Raw genomic sequence first — 25351 nt, 5'->3', positions numbered from 1 at the left:
TGTTTAGCGATTGCTGGACATGAATTGTTTACAGCGCGCCGAGGTCGGGTTGTCGAACACCTGCTGTGGCGGCCCCTGCTCTTCCACCAGGCCCTGGTGGAGGAACACCACCTCGCTGGAAACCTGGCGGGCGAAGTTCATTTCGTGGGTTACCAGCAGCATGGTCCGGCCCTCGTCGGCGAGCGCGCGGATCACGTTAAGCACTTCTTGTACCATCTCGGGGTCGAGCGCCGAGGTGGGTTCGTCGAACAGAATCACTTTAGGCTGCATCGCCAGAGTGCGCGCAATAGCCGCGCGCTGCTGCTGGCCGCCGGAGAGCTGGGCGGGGTAAACGTGGCGCTTATCGGCGATGCCGACCTTGGCCAGCAGGGCCTCGGCAACTTCGGTGGCTTCTGCCCTGCTCTGGCCGAGCACGCGGCGCGGCGCCTCGATGATGTTGTCGAGGACCGTCATGTGCGGCCACAGGTTGAAGTTCTGGAACACGAAGCCGATTTCGCTGCGCAGCCGGTTGATCTGCTTGCCGTCGGCGGCGACCAGTTCGCCGGAGCGGGCGGGTTTCAGCTTGAGCTCTTCGCCAGCGACGATGATCTGGCCCTGGTGGGGGTTTTCCAGCAGGTTGATGCAACGCAGGAAGGTGGATTTTCCGGAGCCGGAAGAACCGAGGATGGAGATGACGTCACCATCACGGGCGGTAAGGGAGATGCCCTTGAGCACTTCAAGATCGCCGTAGCGTTTGTGCAGGTTGCGGATTTCTAGCGCGGGCGTGGCCTCGGCCATGGGGGTTCCTCTTATTGTTCGGATGCGCTCCGGCTGCGATCGGCCTTCCTGGCGAAGGAGGCCAACCTAGCATAGGCCCCAAGGGGCGCCAAGGGCGGTACTGGCACCGCGCCGGCTCGCTTGTGGGGCTTGTCGCATGGATGCAGCCGATTGTCGCGCAAACGCAAGAAAAGACGGTTTTTGCCTGGGTTCGACGCAAAGGCGGCGCACCCTACGCGCAAAACGCTCGCAATTCCAGTGCCAGGCGCTGGCCAGAGGGGGTGTTTCAGCGGGCCTTGCCGCGCCCTTCCAGCAGGCTGGAGACCTTCTCGCGCAGTTCGTCGATGGAGAAGGGTTTGGCGATCATGTCCATCTGGGTGGCCAGCTCGCTGCCGTCGATGCTGACGATCTCGGCATAGCCGGTGGCGAACAGCACGCGCAGGCCCGGGCGCAGGTCGCGGGCCACGGCCGCCAGCTCCTGGCCGTTCATGCCGGGCAGGCCGATGTCGGTGAGCAGCAGGTCGATGGTCGCGTCGCTGCGCAGGATGGCCAGCGCCTGCTGGCCGTCGCAGGCCTCCATCACCTGGTAGCCGAACTCTTCCAGCACCTCGACCGTGAGCATGCGCACCACGTCGGCGTCTTCCACCACCAGAATGGATTCACGATTGGCCGCCCCTGTGGGCTGCTCGACTGGGCTTTGTTGTTGTTCCGACAAAACGGGACCTCGCGGTAGATAAAGGCTGACACGGGTGCCTTGGCCGGCGCCGCTTTGCAAGCGGACCTGGCCACCGGTCTGTTTGATGAAGCCATATACCATGGACAGCCCCAGCCCGCTTCCCTGACCCAGTGGTTTTGTCGTGAAGAAGGGTTCGAAGGCGTGGCTCAGCACCCTCTCGTCCATGGCTCGGCCGGTGTCATGCACTTCCAGCAGCAGGTAATCGCCCGGGTTCGGCTCCGCGCCTTCGGCGCTTTCTTCCGGGATGCTGGCGCGGATCAGCAATTGGCCACCGTCGGGCATCGCCTCGCGGGCATTGTCCACCAGGTGCTCCAGTGCCTTGCACAGCTGTTCGGCGTCGCACAGGACTGTGGCGGGCAGCGGGTCGACCTGCAGCACCAGCTTCACCGCCGGCCCGGCGCGTTCCGCCAGGTGCGGGCGATGTTCGGCGAGCCAGGCATCAAGGCGGATCGGCTGTATATCCAGGGCCTGGCGGCGGGCGAATGACAGCAGGTTGTGGGTCAGCGTGGCACCGCGCTCGGCGGAGTCGGTGGCGGCGTCGATGAAGCGCTCGAGGTCCTGGCGGGATTCGTCCGGCAGGCGTCGACGGATCAGGTCGAGGCCGACGCGGATGCCCGCCAGGAGGTTGTTGAAGTCGTGGGCGATGCCGCCGGTGAGCTGCCCGACCGCTTCCATGCGCTGGGCATTGCGCAGCGCCTCTTCGGTGCGTCGCAGCACCTCGGCGGTGCGTTTTTCCTCGGTGATGTCGCGGCCGTTGCCGTACTGGATGTCGTTTTCCGGCGTGGCGCTCCAGGACAGCCAGCGGTAGCTGCCGTCGCGGTGGCGCAGGCGGTTCTCGAAGCGCCGGATCCTCAGGCCCCCGGCCAGTTCCTGGCGGGTCTGGTCGGTACTGGGGATATCGTCCGGGTGCTCCAGCCAGTGCGTCGTGCGACCCAGCAGTTCTTCCTCGCTCCAGCCCAGGGTCGTGGTCCAGGCCGGGTTGATGCTGAGCAGGCGGCCCTGCTGGTCGGCGACGCAGAGCAGGTCCAGGGAGAGGTTCCAGATGCGGTCGCGCTCCAGGGTGCGTTGGTGCAGGCGGTCCGTCTCTTCGGCCTGGCGGGCCGCCCGTGCCAGGTCGCCGCTGAGGCTTTCCGCCAGCTCGTCGAGGAAGCGCCGGTAGCGTGCATCCAGCGGGCGCCGCGGGCTGATGGCACACACCAGCACGCCCAGGGGGCGATCATCGGCGCCATCGGCAATAAGGGGCAGCACCCGCGCGCGGGTGACCGGCTCTGGCCAGGGCGGCAGCGACTGCGGTCGCTCCAGCTCGATATCCAGGGTGTCGCCAGCGGCGGTCGCTGCCCAGGGCGCCGTGCCCGGGGCCAGCTCCAGGGGAGCCAGCGCATCGCCCGGTTCCAGGCCGCTGCAGAGGGCCAGCTCGGCCCGCCCTTCGGCGTTGAGGCGGTAAAGCAGGCAGAAGGGCAGGTCGGCGGCGGCGCCGCGGAGCACCTCCTCCGCCAGGTGGCAGGCCTCTGCGGGGCTGGCAGCGGTGCGGGTACTGGCGCGCAGTTCGCCCAGCAGCCGGCTGCGCCGCGCTTCGATGACCTGCACGGTGGTTTCGATGACGGTGTTGAACAGGCCGGTCGGGCGGCCGTCGAAGCCGAGAATCGGGCTGACGTTGTAGTTGAAGTAGCACTCCTCGACGTAGCCGAAGCGCTGCATCGGCAGCAGCCCGTCCTCGACGTGCACCGCGACGCCGGTTTGCATGATGCCGTCGAACATGGGCTCGAGCGTGTCCCAGATATCCGCCCAGGCTTCCCGCGCCGGCCGGCCCAGGGCCCAGGGGTGCTTGTCGCCCGGGATGGCGCTGTAGGCGTCGTTATAGAGGAGGTGATAGTCCCGGCCCCAGTAGATGCACACCGGGAAGCGCGAATTGAGCCCCACGCCGAGGATGGACTTCAGCGGGGCGGCCCAGTCCTGCAGGGCACCCAGCGGGGTGATGCCCCAGTCGTGGGCGCGGATCAGCGGTGCCATTTCCCCTACGCTGTTGAGGAAGTCCCCTGCTGCGGCAGCGGTGGGTGGCGGGGCGGGGAAGGCGTGATCGTTTGAACTCGCGTCCATCTGTTCTTCTGCGGCGCTCGTGCGCTTTTCGGGGCTGATCGTCTTAGAAGTTCCCGGCTTGGAAAGATTCCGTATTTTTTAATGAACCTTTTTCCCCCTCCCGGTGTTCCAAGCGGAACCTCTGCCCTTGGTGTCGATGTGCCATGTGAAGAGGGTGATTGGTTAAAGAAGGTCAGCGCATTAACATGCGGAACCCTCCGATATCCCCAACAGATCGGTGATTTTAGGCACCAGGCCAGGGAACACAGATGACCACCATGAACTCCACCGACGAGAAGAGCTTTCGGCGCATCCTCGCGCGCAACGTCGCCCTGCCGCTGGGCGTCGGCGTGCTTGGCGCCATGCTTTTCGTCGCGCTGATCTCCTACCTGCTTTATGTGCTCAGCTGGGTCGAGCACACCGATATCGTGATCAGCAATGCCAACGACGGCCTGCGCCTGTCCGTGGACCAGGAGTCCGGCCTGCGCGGCTACCTGATTTCCGGCAACGCCACGTTCCTGCAGCCTTATGAGCAGGCGCGGCCGCGCATCAAGGCGGCCATGTCCGGCCTGCGCGAGATGGTCAAGGACAACCCGCCCCAGGTGGAGCGCGTGCGCACCATCGAGGCGCTGCAGGAGGAGTGGGACCGTTTCGCCAAGGAGATGATCGACCGCAAGCGCGATGGCCTGAACGTCGTCGATGCCGTCAGCGAGGGCCGGGGCAAGCAACTGGTGGATGCCGTTCGCGAGCAGTACCGCATCTTCATCAACCTGGAGCGCCAGCTGCGCCACGAGCGCAACGAGAAGGCCAGTGATACGGCCATCCTCACCATCGCCCTCTACCTGCTCTTCAGCCTGAGTTTCAGCGGCCTGCTGGCGTTCTTCGGGCGCCGCGAGCTGTTGTCCCTCTCCACCACCTACAGCGAGTCCCTCGCCCAGCAGCGGGCCCACAGTGAGCACCTGCAACGCCAGGCCTGGCTGCGCGACGGCCAGGCGCTGCTCTCCGAACGCATCATCGGCCAGCAGACCCCGCCGGTGCTGGGGCGCAACATGCTGGAGTTCCTGGCCGGCTACCTGGACATGGCGGTGGGTGCGCTCTATGGCCGTGACGAGCACGGCAGCCTGCAGCGCGTCGCTTCCTACGGTTTCTCCCGCGAGCTGGAGAGCCGCGAGCAGAACTTCGCCAGCACCGAGACCCTGGTGGGCCAGGTGGCGGTGGAAAAGCGCATCCGTGCGCTCGACGCCCTGCCGGCCGGCTATATCAAGGTCAGCTCCGGCCTGGGCGATGTGGAGCCCCAAGCGGTGCTGCTGGTGCCGACCTTCAGCGATGGCGAGGTCAATGGCGTGATCGAGCTGGGCTTCCTGCGTCGCCTCGAACCGCGTGATTCGGCGCTGCTGGAGATGATTGCCGGCAACCTGGGTACTGCCCTGGAAGCGGCTCGCTACCGCCAGCGCCTGCAGGTGGTGTTGGAGGAAACCCAGCAACTGAACGAAGAGCTGCAGGTGCAGCAGGAAGAGCTGAAGACCGCCAACGAGGAGCTGGAGGAACAATCCCGCGTGCTGCGCGAGTCCCAGGCCCACCTGGAGACCCAGCAGGCGGAGCTGGAGCAGACCAACGAGCGCCTCGGCGAGCAGGCCCAGGAAATGGCGGCCCAGCGCGACGACCTGGACAACAAGAACAGCGCGCTGAACAAGGCCCAGGTGGAGCTGGAAGCGCGCGCCGAGGAGTTGCAGCGGGCCAGCCGCTACAAGTCCGAGTTCCTCGCCAACATGTCCCACGAGCTGCGCACGCCGCTGAACAGCTCGCTGATCCTGGCCAAGCTGCTGGCGGACAACCAGGCCGGCAACCTCAACGACGAGCAGATCAAGTTCGCCGAGTCCATCTACTCCGCCGGCAACGACCTGCTGAACCTGATCAACGACATTCTCGACATCTCCAAGGTCGAGGCCGGCAAGCTCGACGTACGCGCCGAGAACACCAATGTCCAGCGCCTGGCGGAAGGGCTGCGGGGTGTGTTCCAGCCCCTGGCCGACGAAAAGCGCCTGGCCTTCCACCTCGACATCGATGCCGATGCGCCGGACGTGCTCTACACCGACCGCCAGCGTGTGGAGCAGATTCTCAAGAACCTGCTGTCCAACGCCCTCAAGTTCACCGACAAGGGCGAAGTCGGCCTGCGCGTCAGCCGTGCCCGGGGCGGTATCGCCTTCGCCGTCAGCGACACCGGCATCGGCATCCGCGGCGACCAGCTCGGGCCCATCTTCGATGCCTTCCACCAGGCCGATGGCACCACCAACCGCCGCTTTGGCGGCACCGGGTTGGGCCTGTCCATCTCCCGTGACCTGGCGGAGCTGCTCGGCGGCTCCATCCTGGTGTCCAGCGAGCCGGGCAAGGGCAGCCTGTTCACCCTGTTGCTGCCGGAAACCTACCAGAGCCGTGGCGAGGCCGAGGCCGTGCCCCTGGCGGTGGTCGAGAGCCGGCCGTTGCAGCGCGTGGCACCGCCGCCGGCACCGGATGCGCCGCGTGCCGAGCCCATCCCCAGCTTCCCGGATGACCGTGGTCAGGCCGATCTGGGCGGGCGCTGCGTGCTGGTGATCGAGGACGAGCCCAAGTTCGCGCAGATCCTCTATGACCTGGCCCACGAGCTCGGCTACCGCTGCCTGGTGGCCCATGGTGCCGACGAGGGGTACCAGCTGGCCGACGGCCATTCGCCCGACGCCATCCTCCTGGACATGCGCCTGCCGGACGAATCCGGGCTCTCGGTGCTGCAACGCCTCAAGGGCAACCCGCACACCCGCCACATCCCCGTGCACGTCATCTCGGTGGAGGACCTCAGCGAGGCCGCCATGCACCTGGGCGCCATCGGCTATGCGGTCAAGCCCACCACCCGCGACCAGCTCAAGGATGTGTTCGGCAAGCTCGAGGCCAAGCTCACCCAGAAGGTCAAGCGCGTGCTGCTGGTGGAGGACGATGCCCTGCAGCGCGACAGCATCGCCCGCCTGATCGGCGACGACGACATTGAAATCACCGCCGTCGAGTTCGGCGAGCAGGCGCTGGAGCTGCTGCGCTCCACTCTGTTCGACTGCATGATCATCGACCTCAAGCTGCCCGACATGCAGGGCAACGACCTGCTCAAGCGCATGGGCAGCGAGGACATCTGCTCCTTCCCGCCGGTCATCGTCTACACCGGGCGCAACCTGACCCGCGACGAGGAAGCCGAGCTGATGAAATACTCGCGCTCCATCATCATCAAGGGCGCGCGCTCCCCCGAGCGCTTGCTGGACGAGGTCACGCTGTTCCTGCACAAGGTCGAATCGGAGCTCTCCAGCGAGCGGCAGAAGATGCTCAAGACCGCCCGCAGCCGCGACAAGGTGTTCGAGGAGCGGCGCATCCTCCTGGTGGACGACGACGTGCGCAACATCTTCGCCCTCACCAGCGCCCTGGAGCAGAAGGGCGCGCGGGTGGAGATCGCCCGCAACGGCCGCGAGGCCATCGACAAGCTCAATGCGGTACCGGAGATCGACCTGGTGCTGATGGACGTGATGATGCCGGAGATGGACGGCTACGAAGCCACCCGCCTGATCCGCGAGGAAGCGCGCTGGGCCAAGCTGCCGATCATCGCTGTCACCGCCAAGGCGATGAAGGACGACCAGGACCTGTGCATGCGCGCGGGCGCCAACGATTACCTGGCCAAACCCATCGACCTGGATCGGCTGTTCTCGCTGATCCGCGTCTGGCTGCCGAAGCTGGAGCGCATCTGAGATGCCCGAACGCACCCAGGAAATCGAGCTGCGCCTGCTGATCGAGGCGATCTACCTGAAGTACAGCTACGACTTCCGTGACTACTCGGGCTCCTCCCTCAAGCGCCGAGTGCTCTACGCCCTGAACCAGTTCGAGTGCGCCACCATCTCGGCCCTGCAGGAGCGCATCATCCACGACCCCCAGGCGTTCCACGAGCTGCTGCAGTACCTCACCATCCCGGTCAGCGAGATGTTCCGCGACCCCAGCTACTTCCTCGCCCTGCGCCAGGAAGTGGTGCCCATCCTGCGCACCTACCCCTCGATCAAGGTATGGATCGCCGGCTGCAGCACCGGTGAGGAAGTGCACTCGATGGCGATCCTCCTGCATGAGGAAGGGCTGCTGGAGCGCACGCTGATCTACGCCACCGACATCAACCCGCAGTCCCTGGAAAAGGCCCGGCGCGGCATCTACTCCCTCGACGACATGCGCCAGTACAGCGAGAACTATCGCAAGGCCGGGGGGCGGGGGTCGCTGTCGGACTACTACACTGCGGCATACGACGGCGCGTTGTTCGACAAGGCGCTGCGGGAGAACGTCACCTTCGCCGACCACAGCCTGGCGACCGACGCGGTGTTCTCCGAGACCCAGCTGATCTCCTGTCGCAACGTCCTGATCTATTTCAACAAGCAGTTGCAGGACCGCGCCCTCGGGCTCTTCCACGAGTCCCTGTGCCACCGCGGCTTCCTCGGCCTGGGCAGCAAGGAGAGCCTGGACTTCTCCGCCTACGCCAACCGCTTCGAGGCGCTCAACCGCCAGGAAAGGGTGTTTCGCAAACTATGAGCACGCAGCAGTGGGACGCAGTGGTGGTCGGGGCATCCGCCGGTGGCGTGGAAGCGCTGCTGACGGTGTTCAGCGGCCTGCCCGCCGACTACGCGCTGCCGCTGGTCTGCGTGCTGCACCTGCCGGAGTCCCGTGACAGCCTGCTGGCCGATCTTTTCTCCCGGCGCCTGGCGCTGCGGGTGAAGGAAGCCGAGGACAAGGAAAGCCTGCGCCCCGGCACCCTGTATTTCGCCGCGCCCGGCTACCACCTCTCCATTGAGCGCGACCACAGCCTGTCCTTCAGCCGCGAAGAGCCGCTGCACTACTCGCGGCCGTCCATCGATGTACTTTTCGAGTCGGCCGCCGACTGCTTCCAGGAACGCCTGGTGGGCGTATTGCTCACCGGCGCCAACCAGGACGGCGCGGCGGGCCTGGCGGCGATCAAGCAGGGCGGTGGCCTGACCGTCGTCCAGGACCCGCTCGAAGCGCAAGTGCCGACCATGCCCGAGGCCGCCCTGGCGAGCCACGTGCCCGACCATATTCTTCCGTTGCGCGGCATTCGCGCACTCCTGGCCCAACTGGACCCCGCCCATGCCGACTAGCCAAACGAGCAAGCTGCTGATCGTCGACGACCTGCCGGAGAACCTCCTGGCGCTGGAGGCGTTGATCAAGGGCGAGGGACGCCAGGTGTACCAGGCCAGCTCGGCCGACGAGGCGCTGGCGCTGCTGCTGGAGCACGAGTTCGCCCTGGCCATTCTCGATGTGCAGATGCCCGGCATGAACGGTTTCGAGCTGGCCGAGCTGATGCGCGGCACGGAAAAGACCAAGCACATCCCCATCGTCTTCGTCAGTGCCGCCGGGCGCGAGCTCAACTACGCCTTCAAGGGCTATGAGAGCGGCGCGGTGGATTTCCTCTACAAGCCCCTGGACCACCACGCCGTGCGCAGCAAGGTGGCGGTGTTCGTCGAGCTGCACCGCCAGCGCAAGCTGATGGCCTGCCAGCTGGATGCCCTGGAGCAGGGCCGCCGCGAGCAGGACGCGCTGCTGGCCGAGCTGCGCGCCACCCAGGCCGAGCTGCAGCGCGCGGTGCAGATGCGTGACGACTTCATGTCCATCGTCTCCCACGAGCTGCGCACGCCGCTCAACGGGCTGATCCTCGATACCCAGCTGCGCCAGATGTACATGGCCAAGGGCAATGCCGCGGTGTTCAGCGAGGACAAGCTCAAGGCCATGTTCGACCGCGACGAGCGGCAGATCAGAAGCCTCATCCGCCTGATCGAGGACATGCTCGATGTGTCCCGCATCCGCACCGGCAAGTTGTCGATCCGCCCCGAGCGCACCGAGCTCGGGCGCCTGGTGCGCAACGTCACCGAAAACTTCGAACAGCAGATGCAGGGCGTTGGCTGCGAGCTGAGCCTGGAGATCGACGGCGAACTGCACGGCGTGTGGGATGCCTTCCGGATCGAGCAGGTGGTCAGCAACCTGCTGAGCAATGCCCTGCGCTATGGGCCGGGCAAGCCGATACGGGTCCGCGTGCAGGGGGAGGGTGGTGAGGCGCGGGTGGAGGTCAGCGACAATGGCGTCGGCATCTCGCCTGCCGATCAGCGCCGCATCTTCCAGCAGTTCGAGCGGGTCAGCGGCTCGGAGAAGATCGCCGGCCTCGGGCTCGGCCTGTACATCTCCGAACAGATCGTCACCGCCCACGGTGGGCGCATCGACGTCACCAGCGAGAAGGGCGAAGGCGCCACCTTCAGCCTGGTGCTGCCCCTGGGCTGACCCCTTTCACTCCACCTGCGACTCGTCCGGGTCGCGGGGCTGCTCGCCGTCATCGCGATCTGGGTCCACGGGTTCGGGATCGCGGCCGGGGCTCTGCGGGTCCTTGTCCACCGGCAGGTCGTCTTTTCCAGTCATGTCGCACCTCCTCGGGTCATGCTGTTTCGAGCCTGACCGGCGTGAGGGCGTTCAAACAGAAACTCGGATTGGCGTCTGCCGATGCTAAATCGCAGGCAACAAAAAACCCGCACTAGGCGGGTTTTCTGTTTGCTTCCAGCTGATGCCAGCACCACCTGAAAGCTTGAAGGTGGTGCCCAGGGACGGAATCGAACCGCCGACACGGGGATTTTCAATCCCCTGCTCTACCAACTGAGCTACCTGGGCAACGGGGCGCTATTAAACGGATTTCAGAGGGGGTCGTCAAGCGTGTTTCGAAAAAATTTTTCAGCCTTTACGGGCGCTTACGCGCTCGGGGGTACATAACCGTCCGCCTGGGCGTATTCCTCGCCGGAGAAGAACTTATCCATCTCGGCCTGGAGGAACTTGCGGTCTTCGGCGTTCATCATGTTCAGGCGACGTTCGTTGATCAGCAGGGTCTGGTGCTTCTGCCATTCGTCCCAGGCTTTCTTCGAGACGTTGTTGAAGATGTCTTCGCCCTTGGCGCCGGGGTAGGGCGGGCGGTCGAGGCCGGGCAGTTCTTCGTTGTACTTGCGGCACTTGACGGTGCGGGTCATGGCTTTTCTCCTGCATTCAATACATCGGCCGCGCGCTTGAGCAGCTTCTTCACCGGGGCGGCGAGGCCCAGGCGCGGCGGGGTGGCGAGGTTATACCAGAGCCAGTCGGCATCGGCCACGACGCCTTGATCGCCTTCCACGTGCACCAGCCAGGGCTCGATGGCCAGCTGGAAGTGGCTGAAGGTGTGGGTCAGCTCCGGCAGCGCCTCGCGCTCGCCCAGGCGCAGGGCGTGCTGGCTGGCGATGGGGTCAAGGGCGGCCAGGTCGTCCAGCTCCGGCAGGCTCCAGAGCCCGCCCCAGAGCCCGGTGGAGGGGCGGCGGTAGAGGAGGATGGCGCCTTCGCGGTTGGCCAGGATGGGCATCAGGGTGCGCTTCTGCGGCAGCTCCTTGCGCGGCTTGGGGATCGGGTAGCGGATCTCCAGCCCCAGCATGTGCGCCTGGCAGCCGCTCTGCAGCGGGCACAGCAGGCAGCTGGGCTTGCTGCGGGTGCAGAGGGTGGCGCCCAGGTCCATCATCGCCTGGGTGTAGTTGTTCACCCGCTCCCGGGGCAGGAAGCGCTCGGCCACCGCCCACAGCTGCTTGGCCACCTTGGGCTCGCCCGGGTAGCCCTCCTGGGCGACGTAGCGGGCCAGCACGCGCTTGACGTTGCCGTCGAGGATAGGCGCGCGCAGGCCCATGGACAGGCTGGCGATGGCCCCGGCGGTGGAGCGGCCGATGCCGGGCAGCTCGGCGAGCTGTTCGACATCGCGGGGGAACTCGCCGCCGTGCTGCTCCATGACGATCTTCGCGGTCTTCTGCAGGTTGCGTGCGCGGGTGTAGTAGCCCAGGCCGGTCCACAGGTGCAGCACTTCGTCCTCGGGGGCTTCGGCCAGGTCGCGCACGGTGGGCAGGGCGGCCATGAAGCGGTCGAAGTAGCCGAGCACGGTGCTGACCTGGGTCTGCTGCAGCATGATTTCGGAGACCCAGACGCGGTAAGGGGTGATGCCCAGCTGCCAGGGCAGGTCGTGGCGGCCGTGGCGGTCGTACCAGTCGAGGACGGCGCTGGAAAATTGCTCGGGGCTCATCGCTTGAACAGCCCCTTGAGCGCGTCTTTGAGTTCCGGGCTGACCTTGTCGCCCAGCTTCTCCTCGAGCTTCTCGCTGATCTTGTCGCCGGCCAGCTTGGCGGCGATCTTGCCCATGCCGTCCTTGTCCAGGCGGCAGGCCTTGGCGCCGATCTCCAGCGGGCCACGGCAGTGCAGCGGCCATTCGATGCCGACGTAGCGCTTGTTCACCTGGCAGGCCGGGTCGGGCATTTCGCCCTTGTCGCCTTCGATGGTGATGCCGACGCGGTAGTCGAGGCCGAGCACGCGCAGGTCCACATCACCGTTGCCGTTCAGGCTGAGACCGGGAATGCGTGCCTTGAGGTCGGGGTTGCTGGCGACGCCACGGTTGAACACCAGGCTGCCCTGCAGCTGCTCGAAGGGGGTTTCCTTGCCGCTGTAGGTGGTGGTGAGGGCCTTGCGGTTGAGGGTGGCGATGCCCTGGCACAGCTGCTGTTCGAGGTTGGCGTCGAGCAGCGCGCCGTCGTTGAGGACGAAGCTGGCGGTGCCGTTGAGGCCGTCGACCCAGGCTTTCTGGCTGTTGCCGCTGGTGGTGATGTCGGCGCTCAGGTCCAGGGCGCCTCGTACCGGTGGCTTCTGCTCCAGGGCGGTAAGGATCTTCTCCACCGGGATGTGGTTGATGCGCTTCTGCGCGGCCAGCAGCGGTACCGGGGGACGCACGTCGAGGCTGGCCTTGGCTTCGAAATCACCGCCGTAGAGGGCGCCGCGCATCTGCTCCAGCTCGATCAGGCCGCCTTTGCCGCGAGCTTTGAGGCGGGCATCGCCCAGGGGCAGCTTGTCGAAGGTCAGTTGGCCGAAGACGAGGTCGGCTTCCAGGTCGAGTTTGCGCAGGGGCTCCAGGGGCAGTACCGGCTCTTCGCTCCAGGCGTGCTGGCTGGGCTTGTCGGGCAGCGGCGTGGTGCCGGCCTGGCCGGCAGCGGCGACGGCACCTTGCACTTCGGCCTGGCGGGCACTGGTGTCCTTGTCCTTCTTCTTCGGCGGCAGGTAGCGGTCGAGGTCGAGCTTGTCGCCCTTGAGCTGCACGCGCAGGGCCTGCTTGTCGAGGTCGGCGATGGCCAGGCGACCGCTGAAGGTGCTGTCGTCCAGCTTCAGGTTGAGCTGCTCCAGGGCGAGGCTGGTGGGCGTGCCGGCCAGCTTGGCGGCCATTTCGAATTTCTTCAGGGTGCCGGCGTCCTGCATGGCAGGCAGTTCCACGCCGAGCCCGGTGAGGAACTCGCGCAGGTCGAGCTGGGCGATGGACAGGCCGCCTTCCAGGCGCGGGGTCTTGTCCAGGTCATGCACCTTGAGTTCACCCAGGGCGCGCAGCTGGTTGGCGGAGAGCTTCAGGCCGTTCCACTCGGCGACGTTGGCGGCGAGGTCGGCCAGCAGCTGGCCCTGGGCGTTGAAGGTGAGGGTCTTGCCCTTGAGCGGCTCGCCCGAGGCTTCGCCGCTGAGCTTGGCGTCTTCGAGCTGGTAGCGCTTGAGGGCACGGTCGAAGCGCAGGCTGGCGGCCAGTTCGGTCTTGGCGCGCATCAGCGGCTGGTTGCTGCCGAAGAAGGCGGTGAGCTTGAAGGGGATGCTGGCGGCTTCACGGATGGCGCCGGTGGTCAGCTCGATGCTTTCGGCGCTGTATTGCTTGCCGGTCCTGGCGTCGGTGTAGTCGACGCGGGCGTTGTTCACCGTGAGGCTGTCGATATCCAGCTTGATCGGGCGCGCCGGGGCGTTGTCGGGCTGCTGCGCCGGGGTTTCTGCCGGTGCGCCGGGCTTGGCGGCGTCGGCAGGCGCGGCTTGGGCGGTCTGTGCCGGGCGGCCGATGTCTTCCCAGTTGCCGTGGCCCTTTTCGTCCCGTACCAGGGTGAGGTTGAGGCCTTCGACGCGGATGTCGCTCATCTGCACTTCCTTACGCAGCAGCGGCAGCACGCGCACGGAGAGGCCGAGCATCTGCAGGTCGGCGAAGGGCTTGTCCGGGGTGGCGGCGCTGGCCAGGGTGGTGTCGTGCAGCTCCAGGCCCAGCCAGGGGAACAGGCTCCAGCCGATGTCGCCCTTGAGGTCGAGTTCCAGGTTGGCCTTGTCGCGGGCGATCTGGCGGATCTCGTCCTTGTAGTCGTTAGGATCGAACAGGTGGGTCAGGGCGAAGCCCAGCGCCACGATGATCAGCAACAGTCCGAGGAGGAAGAGGCCCAGGATTTTGCCGATGGATTTCATGGACGAGTCCTTGTGGTGGGTGCATGTGGAGTGAGGGCGCCGAGTATAGCGCCAGCGAGGTCAGCTGTTTGGATGATGAAATCGCCCGGCGGTTCACCGCCTGCCCCAGCGAACCTGGCGCGCGCTGCACCGGCATTTGGCGCGAGCGGTCGGGAAGGGCGGTGGGGCGCTGATCTAGTCTGGCCGGCACAGGTACGACAATGACAATGACGAGGTGCCCATGAACGTGGCGGTGCTGGCCTTCCCGCTCTACATCCTGCTGATGCTGCTGGAGCTCGCCTACGAGCGGCATTCCGGCCGCTCCACCTATCGCCTGGCGGACGCCGCCACCAGCATCAACACCGCCGTATTGCGAGTGCTGCTGGAAGGGCCGCTGCGCCTGCTGCTGGTGCTGCCCTACGCCTGGCTCTACGAGCACGGGCGGCTGCTGGAGCTGGACGCGGCCTCGCCCTGGGTCTGGCTGGGCGGCTTCATCGCGGTGGATTTCTGCTTCTACTGGGCCCATCGCACCCTGCATCGCTACAACCTGCTGTGGGGGGCGCACCAGCCGCATCACTCCAGCGAGGACTTCAACCTGTCCACCGCGCTGCGCAAGGGCGCCTTCCAGACCGCCTTCGACTGGCCCTTCTACCTGCCCCTGGCGCTGCTCGGCTTGCCCCTGCCGCTGTTCCTGGTGCTGCTGGGCGTGCAACTGACCTACCAGTTCTGGATCCACAGCCAGCATGTGGGCCAGCTCGGCTGGCTGGAGAAGGTGTTGGTGACGCCTTCGCTGCACCGCGTGCATCACGGCCAGAACGATTGCTACATCGATCGCAACCACGGTGGCGTGTTCATCATCTGGGACAAGCTCTTCGGCACCTTCACCGAGGAGCGCGAGCCGGTGATCTACGGGGTGACCACGCCGGTGCGCACCTTCGACCCGATCCGCCTGCAGTTCAGCTGGTGGCGGCTGCTCTGGGACGACGCCCGGGCGACCCGTTCCTGGTGGGACAAGCTGCGCCTGTGGTGGATGCCCACCGGCTGGCGCCCGGCGGATGTGCGCGAGCGGCCCTGGCCGAAGATGACCGACGAGCGTTTCGAGAGCGCCTACCCCCGGCAACTGGTGGCCTATGCCTTCGTGCAGTTCCTGTTGATCAACCTGCTGGCGCTGGGTTTTCTCGCCTGCGTACGTCGCGCGGCGGTGTGGGAGCCGTGGCTGCTGGTGGTGGCGATCCTTTCCGGCTGCCTGAGCCTGGGGCTGCTGTTCGAGGGGCGCGGCAATCTCTGGCGGGTCGAGGCGCTGCGCCTGGTGGCCATGGCCGGCCTGGCGCTGGGCTGGGGCGCCTGGCTGGCGCCGGGGCTCTGGTGGCTGGGGCTGGTGCTAGCGGGATTGTGCCTGGGCAGCCTGGCCTGGCTGATGCTGCTGGGCCGCACGGCGCAGGGCGCCGCGACGGCCTGAGGCTCAGAAACTGACGAGCGGTAGGTGGGTGCGGGCGGCCAGGGCCTGGCTTTCCAGGTGCCCGGCGGGTGCGGCCAGGCGCAGTTCGCAGCCGGCTTCGCGGGCCATGTGCTGGGCTTCGTCGAGCAGGCGGCGGGCCACGCCGCGCTGGCGGGTGATGGCGCGCACGCAAAGGTGGGACAGCTGCCAGTGGCCTTCGCCCCGCTGCAGCAGGGCTGCGCCGAGCAGGCGATCGTTGAAGCGGCCGGTCATCAGGCTGCCTTCGGCGAGCGCGGATGTGACCAGGTCCTCAGTCCCGGCAAAAGGTGCGAACAGCCATTCCGGGGCGTCGGCGTAGATGCGGGCGAGGTCATTCCTGTCCTGGTCGCTGATTCGGTCGGGTGTTTCGACGATGACGGGCATGCGTGTCCTTATTGAGGCGCGGGCGGTGACGGCGGGATAATACGCGACGCAATGCCGCAGTCTCGTGGGACTTGCGGTTTTGCGTGTGGCCCGTGCTTGGGGAGCAACCAGTTTTGTACGGGCCGCCCACCTGCGTGCACCTATAAAGGATAAATAATCAATGAGCAGTACCTTGAGTCTGGACGGCAAGGCCGCCCGGCCGGCGTTCCTGTCGAAGGAACGGACGGTGGCCCGGCAGGGCTTCAACCGCTGGCTGGTTCCGCCGGCGGCCCTCGCCATCCACCTGTGCATCGGCATGGCCTACGGTTTCTCCGTGTTCTGGCTGCCCCTGTCCAAGGCCATCGGCGTCACCGCGCCGGTCGCCTGCGCCCCTGAGCTGGGCTTCTTCGCCCAGGTCTTCGCCAGCGATTGCGACTGGCAGATCTCGATGCTCGGCTGGATCTACACCCTGTTCTTCATCTTCCTCGGCTGCTCGGCCGCCATCTGGGGTGGCTGGCTGGAGCACGCGGGGCCGCGCAAGGCGGGCCTGGTTTCGGCCTTCTGCTGGTGCGGTGGCCTGCTGATTTCCGCCTTCGGCGTCTACATCCACCAGATCTGGCTGATGTGGGTGGGCCTGGGCGTGATCGGCGGTATCGGGCTCGGCCTCGGCTACATCTCGCCGGTCTCGACCCTGATCAAGTGGTTCCCAGACAAGCGCGGCATGGCTACCGGCATGGCGATCATGGGCTTCGGCGGTGGTGCCATGGTCGGTGCGCCCCTGGCTGCCGAACTGATGAGCCACTTCGCCTCCGCCGATAGCGTTGGCGTCTGGCAGAGCTTCGTGGTCATGGCGGCGATCTACTTCGTCTTCATGGTCGGTGGCGCCCTGGCCTACCGCGTGCCGCCGACCGGCTGGAAGCCCAAGGGCTGGACCGCGCCGGTGAAGAAAGCCAACAACGCGATGATCACCAAGGGCCACGTCCATGTGAACACCGCGTGGAAGACTCCGCAGTTCTGGCTGGTCTGGGCCGTGCTCTGCCTCAACGTGTCCGCCGGCATCGGCATCATCGGCATGGCGTCCCCGCTGCTGCAGGAAGTCTTCGCCGGCAAGCTGATCGGCAACCACCTGAGCTTCAACCAGCTCGATGCCGCCCAACTGGCGCAGATCGCCGCCATCGCGGCGGGCTTCACCGGCCTGCTGAGCCTGTTCAACATCGGTGGCCGCTTCTTCTGGGCGTCCTTCTCCGACCTGATCGGCCGCAAGGCGACCTACTTCGTGTTCTTCGCCCTCGGCTTCGTGCTCTACGCACTGGTGCCCTGGACCGGCCACCTGGGCAGCGTCGCGTTCTTCGTGTTCTGCTTCTGCCTGATCCTGTCCATGTACGGCGGCGGCTTCGCCACCGTGCCGGCCTACCTGGCGGACCTGTTCGGCACCCAGATGGTCGGTGCCATCCACGGTCGCCTGCTGACCGCCTGGGCCTTCGCCGGCATCCTCGGCCCGGTGTTGGTGAACTACATCCGCGAGTACCAGCTGAGCATCGGCGTCGAACGCGCTGCGGCGTACGACATCACCCTGTACATCCTCGCCGGCCTGCTGGTGCTGGGCTTCATCTGCAACATGCTGGTGCGCCCGGTGGATCCGAAGTACTTCATGACCGACGCCGAACTGGCCGCCGAGCGTGCCATCGGCCATGACGCCGCCAAGGAAGCCGCGGACCTGGAGTGGTCGGCCGACCCGTCCAGCAAGCCGCTGGTGATCGCGGCCTGGCTGGCCGTGGGCCTGCCGCTGGCCTGGGGCGTGTGGATCACCCTGCAGAAGACAGCCGCGCTGTTCAGCTGAGTGCCACACCTGTGAATCGCCGGGGCCGACTTCATGTCGGCCCCGTGCGTTTCGGCCCCCTGTAGTCCTCCCGCCGATCGGCTTCAAGCCCGTCGCATTCTCGGCCTATAATGTCGCCCCTTTTGCCCAATGATTTTGCGGAGCTGGTGATGGCCGAACGTAAGGCATCCGTCGAACGCAACACCCTGGAGACCCAGATCAAGGTCTCGATCAACCTGGATGGCACTGGCAAGGCGCGCTTCGATATCGGCGTGCCCTTCCTCGAGCACATGCTCGACCAGATCGCCCGCCATGGGCTGATCGACCTGGACATCGAGTGCAAGGGTGATCTGCATATCGACGACCACCACACCGTCGAAGACGTCGGTATCACCCTCGGCCAGGCCTTCACCCAGGCCATCGGCGACAAGAAAGGCATCGTCCGCTACGGCCACTCCTATGTGCCGCTGGACGAAGCGCTGTCGCGCGTGGTGATCGACTTCTCCGGCCGCCCCGGCCTGCAGATGCACGTGCCCTTCACCCGTGCCACGGTCGGTGGCTTCGATGTCGACCTGTTCCAGGAGTTCTTCCAGGGCTTCGTCAACCACGCCCTGGTGTCCATGCACATCGACAACCTGCGTGGCCACAACACCCACCACCAGATCGAGACCGTGTTCAAGGCCTTCGGCCGCGCGCTGCGCATGGCCGTGGAGCTCGACCCGCGTATGGCCGGCCAGATGCCCTCCACCAAGGGCGTGCTCTGATGCAGACGGTCGCTGTCATCGATTACGGCATGGGCAACCTGCACTCGGTCGCCAAGGCGCTGGAACACGTCGGCGCCGGCCGGGTAATGGTCACCAGCGACGCCGACGTCATCCGTGAGGCCGACCGCGTGGTCTTCCCCGGTGTCGGCGCCATCCGTGACTGCATGGCCGAGATCCGCCGCCTGGGCTTCGACGAGCTGGTGCGCGAAGTGAGCAAGGACCGCCCGTTCCTCGGCATCTGCGTCGGCATGCAGGCGCTGCTGGAGCACAGCGAGGAGAACGGCGGTGTCGACTGCATTGGCCTGTTCCCCGGCAAGGTGCGTTTCTTCGGCAAGGGCATGGTGGAAGACGGTGAGCTGCTGAAGGTGCCGCACATGGGCTGGAACGAGGTGGCTCGCACCCTCGACCACCCGCTCTGGCACAACATCCCCGACCAGGGCCGCTTCTACTTCGTGCACAGCTACTACATCGAGGCGGGCAACCCGCGCCAGGTCGCCGGTCGCGGCCACTACGGCAAGGATTTCGCCGCCGCGCTGGCCGAGGGCTCGCGCTTCGCCGTGCAGTTCCACCCGGAGAAGAGCCACACCAATGGCCTGCAGCTGCTGCAGAACTTCGCCGCCTGGGACGGGCGCTGGTAAGCCATGAGCCGCGCCAAGAAGGCCCCCGTACTGCAACTCGATGCCGCCCAGACGCAGGACGCCGTGCTGGCGATCAAGCAGTTCATGGCGGAGCGCTTCGAGCTGGAGCTGGGTTCCTTCGAGGCCGAGGAAGTGCTGGATTTCTTTGCCCGGGAATTCGCCCCGAGTTTCTACAACAAGGCGATCTTCGATGTGCAGGCGCACCTGAAAGACAGGTTCGAAAGCATCGAGAGCGATTTGTGGGCGCTCGAAAAAGGTAGCTGAAAGCGACAGGCAGCCAAGCTGCAAGAGACACGAATGCGCCTGCTTGCAGCTTGAGGCTCGCAACTTGTCGCTCTTTTTGACGTTAGGAAAAAAGACATGTTGATTATCCCCGCTATCGATCTGAAGGACGGCGCCTGCGTGCGCCTGCGTCAGGGCCGCATGGAAGACTCCACGGTGTTCTCCGACGACCCGGTGAGCATGGCCGCCAAGTGGGTGGACGGCGGTTGCCGCCGCCTGCACCTGGTGGACCTCAATGGCGCCTTCGAAGGCCAGCCGGTGAACGGCGAGGTGGTCACCGCCATCGCCAAGCGCTACCCGGGCCTGCCGATCCAGATCGGTGGCGGCATCCGCTCCCTGGAAACCATCGAGCACTACGTCAAGGCCGGCGTCAGCTACGTGATCATCGGCACCAAGGCGGTGAAGCAGCCGGAGTTCGTCACCGAGGCGTGCAAGGCCTTCCCGGGCAAGGTCATCGTCGGCCTGGACGCCAAGGACGGTTTCGTCGCCACCGACGGCTGGGCTGAAGTCAGCACCGTGCAGGCCGTGGACCTGGCCCGTCGCTTCGAAGCCGACGGCGTCTCCGCCATCGTCTACACCGACATCGCCAAGGACGGGATGATGCAGGGCTGCAACGTCGAGGCCACCGCGGCCCTGGCCGCCGCCAGCCGCATTCCGGTGATCGCCTCCGGCGGCATCCACAACCTGGGTGACATCGAGAAGCTGCTGGCGGCCAAGGCCCCCGGCATCATCGGCGCCATCACCGGCCGTGCCATCTATGAAGGCACCCTGGACGTCGCCGAGGCCCAGGCCTTCTGCGATGCAGTGGCAAGCGGCAAGCCATAAGCGACACGTAACGGCGCTGCTGGTCCTGGCTTGCTCCTGAAGCTTGCCGCTTGCAGCCTGCAGCTGTTTTTCGGAGAAAAAGCATGGCCCTGGCTAAACGCATCATCCCCTGCCTCGACGTGGACAACGGCCGCGTGGTCAAGGGCGTGAAGTTCGAGAACATCCGCGACGCCGGTGACCCGGTGGAGATCGCCCGCCGCTACGACGAGCAGGGCGCGGACGAGATCACCTTCCTCGACATCACCGCCAGCGTCGATGGCCGTGACACCACCCTGCACACGGTGGAGCGCATGGCCAGCCAGGTGTTCATCCCGCTGACCGTGGGCGGTGGCGTGCGCACCGTGCAGGACATTCGCAACCTGCTCAATGCCGGTGCGGACAAGGTTTCGATCAACACCGCCGCGGTGTTCAATCCGGAGTTCGTCGGCGAAGCCGCCGCGCGTTTCGGCTCCCAGTGCATCGTGGTCGCCATCGACGCGAAGAAGGTTTCCGCGCCTGGGGAAACGCCGCGCTGGGAAATTTTCACCCACGGCGGACGCAAGCCCACAGGCCTGGATGCCGTGGCCTGGTCGAAGAAAATGGAAGACCTGGGCGCTGGCGAGATTCTGCTCACCAGCATGGACCAGGACGGCGTGAAGAGCGGCTATGACCTCGGCGTCACCCGTGCCATCAGCGAAACCGTGGGCATTCCGGTGATCGCCTCCGGTGGTGTGGGCAATCTGGAGCACCTGGCGGCCGGCATCCTCGAAGGCAAGGCCGACGCGGTGCTGGCGGCGAGCATCTTCCATTTCGGCGAGTTCACCGTCCCGGAAGCCAAGGCCTATCTCGCCAGTCGCGGCATTGTCGTGCGCTGAGCACGATTCTTGCCTTTAATTGAGCTTCGGCTGCAACCGTGATCCGGTTCGCAGCCTGGGCGGCTGACGTCGTTACCCTGTACCCACGGGGACCGACTCAGCGGTTTTTCCCATCCCTCCTTACAAGGTAGTTGTATATGTCGAAACGCCTCCTGCTCGCTTTGGCGGGCACTCTCATGGTGCTGGCCGGATTCGCCCGCGCCGACGTGGATGAGAATTACTCGGTGGTGCTGCTGACGGAGAATTTCCCGCCCTACAACATGGCGATCAACGGAAAGAACTTCGCTCAGGAAGACAACGTCGACGGCATCGCCGTGGACGTGGTCAAGGAAATGTTCAAGCGCGCGGGCATCAAGTACAACCTGACCCTGCGCTTCCCCTGGGATCGCATCTACAAGCTGGCGATGGAGAAGCCCGACTACGGCATCTTCGTCACCGCCCGCCTGCCCGAGCGTGAACAGTCCTTCAAGTGGGTCGGCCCCATCGGTCCGGATGACTGGGTCCTGCTCGCCCGTGGCGACAGCACCATCAGCCTCTCCAGCCTGGAGCAGGCCAAGCAGTACAAGGTCGGCGCCTACAAGGGCGACGCCATCTCCCAGGCCCTGGCCGAGAAGGGCATCGAGGCGTCTACCTCCCTGCGCGACCAGGAAAACGCCAAGAAGCTGGAGAAAGGCCAGATCGACCTCTGGGCCACCGGTGACCCCGCCGGCCGCTACCTGGCCAAGCAGGAAGGCGTTTCCGGCCTGAAGACCGTGCTGCGCTTCAACAAGGCCGAGCTGTTCCTGGCGCTGAACAAGGAGACCCCTGACGAGGTGGTCAAGCGTCTGCAGGACGCACTGGACAAGATGCGCGCCGAGGGCGTGGTCGACCAGATCCTCAACAGCTACCTGTGACACCCAGCGACCGGCCAAGAGCCGGTCGCTTGCCATTGGAAGGCAGGACGAGTGGTGCCGTACGTCCGTGGGCTTGCTTGCCCATGCAGGGAAGTCGCTAGCCATAACCACAAATTCAAGCGAGCGGATGACAATGCATAAACTGATGAGAAGCGCCCTGACCCTGGGCCTGATGTTCCTGGCCTTCGGGGCCCGCGCCGAGCTCCCGGCCGACTACAAGGTCGTGCTGCTGACCGAGAACTTCCCGCCCTTCAACATGGCGGTGGACGATAAGAACTTCGCCCGTGATGACGGCATCGACGGCATCAGCACCGATATCGTCCGCGAGATGTTCAAGCGCGCGGGCATCCAGTACACCCTGACCCTGCGCTTCCCCTGGGACCGGCTCTACCGCCTGACCCTGGACAAGCCCAACTACGGCCTGTTCTCCACCACCTTCACCCCCGAGCGCCAGCCGCTGTTCAAGTGGGTCGGCCCCGTGGCCAAGACCGGTTGGGTGCTGCTCGCCGCGCCGGGCAACAACATCAGCCTCAAGGACCTGAAGAGCGCCGGCCAATACCGCATCGGTGCCTACAAGAACGACGCCGTCAGCCAGTACCTGGAAAGCCAGGGCCTGTCCCCGCAGAACGCCCTGCGTGACCAGGAAAACGTGAAGAAGCTGATCAAGGGCCAGATCGACCTCTGGGCCGCTACCGACCCGGTCGGCCGCTACCTGGCCAAGCAGGAAGGCGTCACCGGCCTGCAGACCGTGCTGCGCTTCAACGATGCCGAGTTGTACCTGGCCTTCAACAAGGACACCCCGGACGAAGTGATCGAGCGCCTGCAAAAGGCCCTCGACCAGATGCGCGCCGAAGGCTTCGTCGAAGAAGTGACCAAGAACTACCTGTAATCCCGCCTGCCGCTACCCACCTCGCAGGGTGGGTAGCGCTTGCACCGTTCTGGTGCGCCTAGCGCTACGCTCCGGGCCTCGCCCTCTGTGCGGGCCGCCTTCCCCGAAATGAACGTTCCGACACAGGCCGATCGGCGGACTTCGCCGTGCGCGTCAGTCCAGGCGGTAGCTGTGGATGCGCGGGTCCGGGTTGACGTCGTACCAGTCGCCTTCGGCCCAAAACACCCGGTCGGTGTGCGGGTCCAGCCCCTGCACGCCGAGGTAGCCCTCGATGGCGAGGCGGCTCCAGCTCCGCCCCCAGTCACGTGAATAGAACACCGCATCGGAGGAAATGGTCGCCGGCTCGCCGTTGGCCTTGGGGTAGAGCCACAGGGGGACGCTGTAGCTGCTGTCGGTATTGGCCAGCAGCACCCCCTTGCCGATGCTGAACCCGCGCAGGCCGGTGCTGGAGGGCAGCGGCCAGAACGGGCTGGGCAGGCTGCCCCGGGCTTGCCAGGCGAGGGTCTGCCGGTCCAGTTCGGCGACCCGGGTGGCCGCGTCCCCTTCGCGCTCGATCACCGCGATCACGCGCTTCTCGTCGTTGCTCACGACCTCGTCCAGGTGCAGGCCGAACTCCCGTTCCAGCGGGCCCATCCGCCACTGGCCGCCTTCCCGTACCAGGCGGGCCTTGCTGGTGACGAACACCGGGGTGGTCAGGTACTTGCCGCCCGGCTCGCCGTAGAGAAAGGACTGCGAGACCCAGATCGCCGCGTGCTGGTCGTCGAACTGTCGGATGTGGCTGGTGATGCGGCCGTACTCGCCGTTGTAGTCGCCCCAGTTGACGCCGTCCGGCGCCCGGCTGCGGATGTCCGCGAGGCGGAGCAGCAGGTCGTCGCTGGCGGTGATCGCCTCGCGGGTGGTGCCGAGGTCGGGCGAGTAGTAGAGGCCGCCACGCAGGTCTTCGGGCTCGCCATAGGTGCTGCTGCTCTGCGGCAGGCTGGCCCAGGCCCAGACCTGCCGGTTGTCGAAGAAATAGGGGTCGAGCGCCCAGGCCAGGTCGTTGGCCTCCGCCAGCAGGCCCTGTTCCAGGGGAGCCCAGCTGGCGCCCTGGTCGTCGCTGCGCAGGACCACCGTCTGCTGGATGTCCGCCTGCTGCGCGCCCTGGGGGCGGTTGACGCCGGTGAGCAGGAACAGGGTGCCGCCATCGGGCGTGGCCACCAGGCAGGCGGTGTCGCCGAGGCGGGCGACCTGGACGAACTCACCGTTGGCGTCGAGCCGCGACAGGTAGGTGGTCTGCGGATCGCTGGAGAGGCCGCCGCCGAAGAGGCCACCGAAGCCTGAGGGCTCCTCGTCGTCCGGTTCGGCAGCGCCGCCGCGGATCAGTGCGTCGAGGTCGATGCCGGGCTGGTCCTCGGCCTTTTCGGCGCGGTCCATTCGGCCGACCAGCCAGGTGTTCTTCGGTGTCGCCAGCACGCCGGTGCAGTATTGCTGGCGGGCCCGCTGCTCGACGCGGCTGGTGGTGCCCACGACCTCTTCGCCCGGGCTGGCACCGCCGAGTTCCAGCTTGGCGCTGACGATGATCCAGATATAGCCCGTGGGCACCGCCGCGGCGATGACGAACGCCAGGAGGAGGAAGGCCTTGATCAGGGAGACGCGACGGGACATGGAGCGGCATCCTTGCAGGAGAGGCGCTGAAGCCTAAAGACTCGCCGCACGTTTGCCCAGCCGCGATGCCGGGGAACATGCGCTGGCGCACGCCGGCTCAGCGATAGACCCCGGCCTTGCCGTGGGCGGCCATGGCGCGGTTGCTGCGCAGGGCGATCATCTGTTGCACCCTGATCAGTTCGAACCCCTGTGCCTTCAGGCGCGGCAGCTCGCGTTCGAGCAGCGCCAGGGTGACAGGGTGCGGGTGGCCGATCATCACCGCCGAGCCCTGCTTGCGAGCGAGCTTCAGGGCTGCCGCGAACTGGGCGGCGACGGCATCGGGGTGCATGTCGTCGTCGAGGAAGATGTCTCGCGAGAGGCTGGCCAGGCCGATCTTCTGCGCTTCAGCGGCGGCCACGGTGGAGGCGCTGGTGCGACTGTCGACGAAGAAGCGGTGGTCGCCCTGCAGGCGGTGCATCAGCCAGGCCATGGCCTGGGGCTGGGCGGTCATGCGGCTGCCCATGTGGTTGTTCAGGCCCTGGGCGTGGGGCACCACGCGCAAGGCGGCGTCGAGGCGGCGCTGCAACTCGTCCACCGGCATGCCCGGGTGCCAGGCGAAGGGGCCGCCGGCCGGGTCCATGGGCAGGTGCAGCATCACCGTTTTGCCGGCGGCGTGGGCGGTATTGGCCAGCTGGGTGGCGTGGGGCGCGTCGGGGATGATCGACAGGGCCACCGGGCCGGGCAGGGCGAGCACGCGGCGGTCGCGCTCGGGCGTCTGGCCGAGGTCGTCGATCACCAGGCTCAGGCGAGGGTGCTGGCGGCTATCGAGCGGGGTTGCCGGGGCAGGGGGAACGGTCTTTGCGGGCTTGTCGGCCTTGGCGGGCGGGGGTACCGGGACTGCCACCGGGGCAGGGGTGACGCTAGGCGCGGCGCTGGCCGGTTGCTCGGGGCCAAGTCGGATAGGGCCGGGCTGGATGGGTTGCGGCTGGGTGGGCACCACCTGCTCCGGCGCCGAGAGGGGCAGCCG

22 protein-coding genes and 1 tRNA gene are annotated in these 25351 nt (G+C 66.3%); 13 read left to right on the top strand and 10 right to left on the bottom strand.

All coding sequences use genetic code 11. From position 1 onward, the window contains the following. Positions 1-3: 3 nt before the first annotated feature. Both ACXI0U_RS21965 and ACXI0U_RS21960 read right to left on the bottom strand, forming a co-directional pair. The gene (locus ACXI0U_RS21965) at positions 4-777 is read right to left on the bottom strand and encodes an ABC transporter ATP-binding protein (protein ID WP_021218650.1); all 774 of its coding nucleotides are present in this window, start codon (positions 775-777) and stop codon (positions 4-6) included. 265 nt (positions 778-1042) lie between these two features. Next, positions 1043-3589: an ATP-binding protein gene (locus tag ACXI0U_RS21960; RefSeq protein ID WP_479550800.1), complete on the bottom strand. Its 2547-nt coding sequence runs from the start codon at positions 3587-3589 to the stop codon at positions 1043-1045. Between the two features lie 248 nt (positions 3590-3837). Between ACXI0U_RS21960 and ACXI0U_RS21955 the strand changes: the two genes are divergently transcribed. Genes ACXI0U_RS21955 through ACXI0U_RS21940 form a run of 4 tightly spaced genes read left to right on the top strand, consistent with a single transcriptional unit; the run spans position 3838 to position 9901 of the window. After that, positions 3838-7326, top strand: coding sequence for a response regulator (locus ACXI0U_RS21955; protein WP_479550799.1), 3489 nt, complete (start codon positions 3838-3840; stop codon positions 7324-7326). A gap of 1 nt (position 7327) precedes the next feature. Next, the gene (locus tag ACXI0U_RS21950; protein WP_021218653.1) at positions 7328-8146 is read left to right on the top strand and encodes a CheR family methyltransferase; all 819 of its coding nucleotides are present in this window, start codon (positions 7328-7330) and stop codon (positions 8144-8146) included. Continuing rightward, positions 8143-8727: a chemotaxis protein CheB gene (locus ACXI0U_RS21945; RefSeq protein WP_021218654.1), complete on the top strand. Its 585-nt coding sequence runs from the start codon at positions 8143-8145 to the stop codon at positions 8725-8727. Before ACXI0U_RS21950 ends, ACXI0U_RS21945 begins: the two co-directional genes overlap by 4 nt. Continuing rightward, a complete protein-coding gene (locus ACXI0U_RS21940; protein ID WP_043240521.1) occupies positions 8717-9901 on the top strand; it encodes a hybrid sensor histidine kinase/response regulator in 1185 nt (394 codons plus the stop codon). The genes ACXI0U_RS21945 and ACXI0U_RS21940 overlap by 11 nt, the downstream gene beginning before the upstream one ends. Before the next feature lie 6 nt (positions 9902-9907). On the opposite strand, the gene ACXI0U_RS21935 is transcribed toward ACXI0U_RS21940, so the two are convergent. The 5 genes from ACXI0U_RS21935 to ACXI0U_RS21915 form a co-directional block, all read right to left on the bottom strand. After that, positions 9908-10036 (bottom strand): hypothetical protein, encoded by a 129-nt coding sequence (locus ACXI0U_RS21935; RefSeq protein ID WP_021218656.1) that lies wholly within the window; start codon positions 10034-10036, stop codon positions 9908-9910. Between the two features lie 170 nt (positions 10037-10206). Then, positions 10207-10282: transfer RNA gene (locus tag ACXI0U_RS21930), tRNA-Phe, on the bottom strand. Between the two features lie 77 nt (positions 10283-10359). After that, entirely contained in the window at positions 10360-10632 is a 273-nt protein-coding gene (locus tag ACXI0U_RS21925) for an oxidative damage protection protein (protein WP_021218657.1), read from the bottom strand. Next, positions 10629-11696, bottom strand: coding sequence for an A/G-specific adenine glycosylase (gene mutY, locus ACXI0U_RS21920; protein WP_184489742.1), 1068 nt, complete (start codon positions 11694-11696; stop codon positions 10629-10631). The genes ACXI0U_RS21925 and mutY overlap by 4 nt, the downstream gene beginning before the upstream one ends. Beyond that, the gene (locus ACXI0U_RS21915) at positions 11693-13918 is read right to left on the bottom strand and encodes an AsmA family protein (protein WP_479550798.1); all 2226 of its coding nucleotides are present in this window, start codon (positions 13916-13918) and stop codon (positions 11693-11695) included. The genes mutY and ACXI0U_RS21915 overlap by 4 nt, the downstream gene beginning before the upstream one ends. 220 nt (positions 13919-14138) lie before the next feature. Between ACXI0U_RS21915 and ACXI0U_RS21910 the strand changes: the two genes are divergently transcribed. Continuing rightward, entirely contained in the window at positions 14139-15356 is a 1218-nt protein-coding gene (locus ACXI0U_RS21910) for a sterol desaturase family protein (RefSeq protein WP_271659304.1), read from the top strand. 3 nt (positions 15357-15359) lie between these two features. Here ACXI0U_RS21910 and ACXI0U_RS21905 read toward each other — a convergent pair whose 3' ends face one another. Further along, positions 15360-15758, bottom strand: a complete 399-nt coding sequence (locus tag ACXI0U_RS21905; RefSeq protein WP_479550797.1) for an acetyl-CoA sensor PanZ family protein — start codon at positions 15756-15758, stop codon at positions 15360-15362. Positions 15759-15918: 160 nt separating this feature from the next. On the opposite strand from ACXI0U_RS21905, the gene ACXI0U_RS21900 reads away from it, so the two are divergent. The 8 genes from ACXI0U_RS21900 (at position 15919) to ACXI0U_RS21865 (ending at position 22701) form a co-directional block, all read left to right on the top strand. Beyond that, positions 15919-17577, top strand: a complete 1659-nt coding sequence (locus tag ACXI0U_RS21900) for an OFA family MFS transporter (protein WP_021218662.1) — start codon at positions 15919-15921, stop codon at positions 17575-17577. A 149-nt stretch (positions 17578-17726) separates the two neighbouring features. Further along, the gene (hisB, locus tag ACXI0U_RS21895; protein ID WP_021218663.1) at positions 17727-18320 is read left to right on the top strand and encodes an imidazoleglycerol-phosphate dehydratase HisB; all 594 of its coding nucleotides are present in this window, start codon (positions 17727-17729) and stop codon (positions 18318-18320) included. Continuing rightward, a complete protein-coding gene (hisH, locus tag ACXI0U_RS21890; RefSeq protein ID WP_316925671.1) occupies positions 18320-18958 on the top strand; it encodes an imidazole glycerol phosphate synthase subunit HisH in 639 nt (212 codons plus the stop codon). The genes hisB and hisH overlap by 1 nt, the downstream gene beginning before the upstream one ends. A gap of 3 nt (positions 18959-18961) precedes the next feature. Next, entirely contained in the window at positions 18962-19222 is a 261-nt protein-coding gene (locus ACXI0U_RS21885) for a DUF2164 domain-containing protein (RefSeq protein ID WP_043240538.1), read from the top strand. Between the two features lie 96 nt (positions 19223-19318). Continuing rightward, complete coding sequence (gene hisA / locus ACXI0U_RS21880; RefSeq protein ID WP_021218666.1) at positions 19319-20065, top strand: 1-(5-phosphoribosyl)-5-[(5-phosphoribosylamino)methylideneamino]imidazole-4-carboxamide isomerase; 747 nt, start codon at positions 19319-19321, stop codon at positions 20063-20065. An 83-nt stretch (positions 20066-20148) separates the two neighbouring features. Beyond that, on the top strand, positions 20149-20919 hold the full coding sequence (gene hisF / locus ACXI0U_RS21875) for an imidazole glycerol phosphate synthase subunit HisF (protein WP_021218667.1): 771 nt from the start codon (positions 20149-20151) through the stop codon (positions 20917-20919). 137 nt (positions 20920-21056) lie between these two features. Next, complete coding sequence (locus ACXI0U_RS21870) at positions 21057-21812, top strand: substrate-binding periplasmic protein (protein ID WP_021218668.1); 756 nt, start codon at positions 21057-21059, stop codon at positions 21810-21812. Positions 21813-21945: 133 nt separating this feature from the next. Then, complete coding sequence (locus ACXI0U_RS21865; protein WP_031287441.1) at positions 21946-22701, top strand: substrate-binding periplasmic protein; 756 nt, start codon at positions 21946-21948, stop codon at positions 22699-22701. Positions 22702-22854: 153 nt separating this feature from the next. Here the strand turns inward: ACXI0U_RS21865 and ACXI0U_RS21860 are convergent, their stop codons facing one another. Beyond that, on the bottom strand, positions 22855-24345 hold the full coding sequence (locus ACXI0U_RS21860; RefSeq protein ID WP_431482864.1) for a hypothetical protein: 1491 nt from the start codon (positions 24343-24345) through the stop codon (positions 22855-22857). A gap of 97 nt (positions 24346-24442) precedes the next feature. Then, positions 24443-25129, bottom strand: coding sequence for a divergent polysaccharide deacetylase family protein (locus tag ACXI0U_RS21855; RefSeq protein WP_431483531.1), 687 nt, complete (start codon positions 25127-25129; stop codon positions 24443-24445). Positions 25130-25351 lie beyond the last annotated feature (222 nt).

The sequence above is a fragment of the Pseudomonas sp. C9D1 genome (assembly GCF_056491235.1).
This window is presented reverse-complemented; position numbering and strand designations above follow the sequence as displayed.

Excerpts from the sequence above, each read along its gene's own strand:
- hisB (WP_021218663.1), top strand. The coding sequence starts at position 17,727 with ATGGCCGAACGTAAGGCATCCGTCGAACGCAACACCCTGGAGACCCAG.
- ACXI0U_RS21940 (WP_043240521.1), top strand. The coding sequence starts at position 8,717 with ATGCCGACTAGCCAAACGAGCAAGCTGCTGATCGTCGACGACCTGCCG.
- ACXI0U_RS21935 (WP_021218656.1), bottom strand. The coding sequence starts at position 10,036 with ATGACTGGAAAAGACGACCTGCCGGTGGACAAGGACCCGCAGAGCCCC.
- ACXI0U_RS21915 (WP_479550798.1), bottom strand. The coding sequence starts at position 13,918 with ATGAAATCCATCGGCAAAATCCTGGGCCTCTTCCTCCTCGGACTGTTG.
- ACXI0U_RS21900 (WP_021218662.1), top strand. The coding sequence starts at position 15,919 with ATGAGCAGTACCTTGAGTCTGGACGGCAAGGCCGCCCGGCCGGCGTTC.
- ACXI0U_RS21925 (WP_021218657.1), bottom strand. The coding sequence starts at position 10,632 with ATGACCCGCACCGTCAAGTGCCGCAAGTACAACGAAGAACTGCCCGGC.
- ACXI0U_RS21905 (WP_479550797.1), bottom strand. The coding sequence starts at position 15,758 with ATGCCCGTCATCGTCGAAACACCCGACCGAATCAGCGACCAGGACAGG.
- ACXI0U_RS21965 (WP_021218650.1), bottom strand. The coding sequence starts at position 777 with ATGGCCGAGGCCACGCCCGCGCTAGAAATCCGCAACCTGCACAAACGC.
- ACXI0U_RS21885 (WP_043240538.1), top strand. The coding sequence starts at position 18,962 with ATGAGCCGCGCCAAGAAGGCCCCCGTACTGCAACTCGATGCCGCCCAG.
- ACXI0U_RS21865 (WP_031287441.1), top strand. The coding sequence starts at position 21,946 with ATGCATAAACTGATGAGAAGCGCCCTGACCCTGGGCCTGATGTTCCTG.
- ACXI0U_RS21870 (WP_021218668.1), top strand. The coding sequence starts at position 21,057 with ATGTCGAAACGCCTCCTGCTCGCTTTGGCGGGCACTCTCATGGTGCTG.
- ACXI0U_RS21955 (WP_479550799.1), top strand. The coding sequence starts at position 3,838 with ATGACCACCATGAACTCCACCGACGAGAAGAGCTTTCGGCGCATCCTC.
- mutY (WP_184489742.1), bottom strand. The coding sequence starts at position 11,696 with ATGAGCCCCGAGCAATTTTCCAGCGCCGTCCTCGACTGGTACGACCGC.
- ACXI0U_RS21960 (WP_479550800.1), bottom strand. The coding sequence starts at position 3,589 with ATGGACGCGAGTTCAAACGATCACGCCTTCCCCGCCCCGCCACCCACC.
- hisF (WP_021218667.1), top strand. The coding sequence starts at position 20,149 with ATGGCCCTGGCTAAACGCATCATCCCCTGCCTCGACGTGGACAACGGC.
- ACXI0U_RS21860 (WP_431482864.1), bottom strand. The coding sequence starts at position 24,345 with ATGTCCCGTCGCGTCTCCCTGATCAAGGCCTTCCTCCTCCTGGCGTTC.
- hisA (WP_021218666.1), top strand. The coding sequence starts at position 19,319 with ATGTTGATTATCCCCGCTATCGATCTGAAGGACGGCGCCTGCGTGCGC.
- ACXI0U_RS21945 (WP_021218654.1), top strand. The coding sequence starts at position 8,143 with ATGAGCACGCAGCAGTGGGACGCAGTGGTGGTCGGGGCATCCGCCGGT.
- ACXI0U_RS21950 (WP_021218653.1), top strand. The coding sequence starts at position 7,328 with ATGCCCGAACGCACCCAGGAAATCGAGCTGCGCCTGCTGATCGAGGCG.
- hisH (WP_316925671.1), top strand. The coding sequence starts at position 18,320 with ATGCAGACGGTCGCTGTCATCGATTACGGCATGGGCAACCTGCACTCG.
- ACXI0U_RS21910 (WP_271659304.1), top strand. The coding sequence starts at position 14,139 with ATGAACGTGGCGGTGCTGGCCTTCCCGCTCTACATCCTGCTGATGCTG.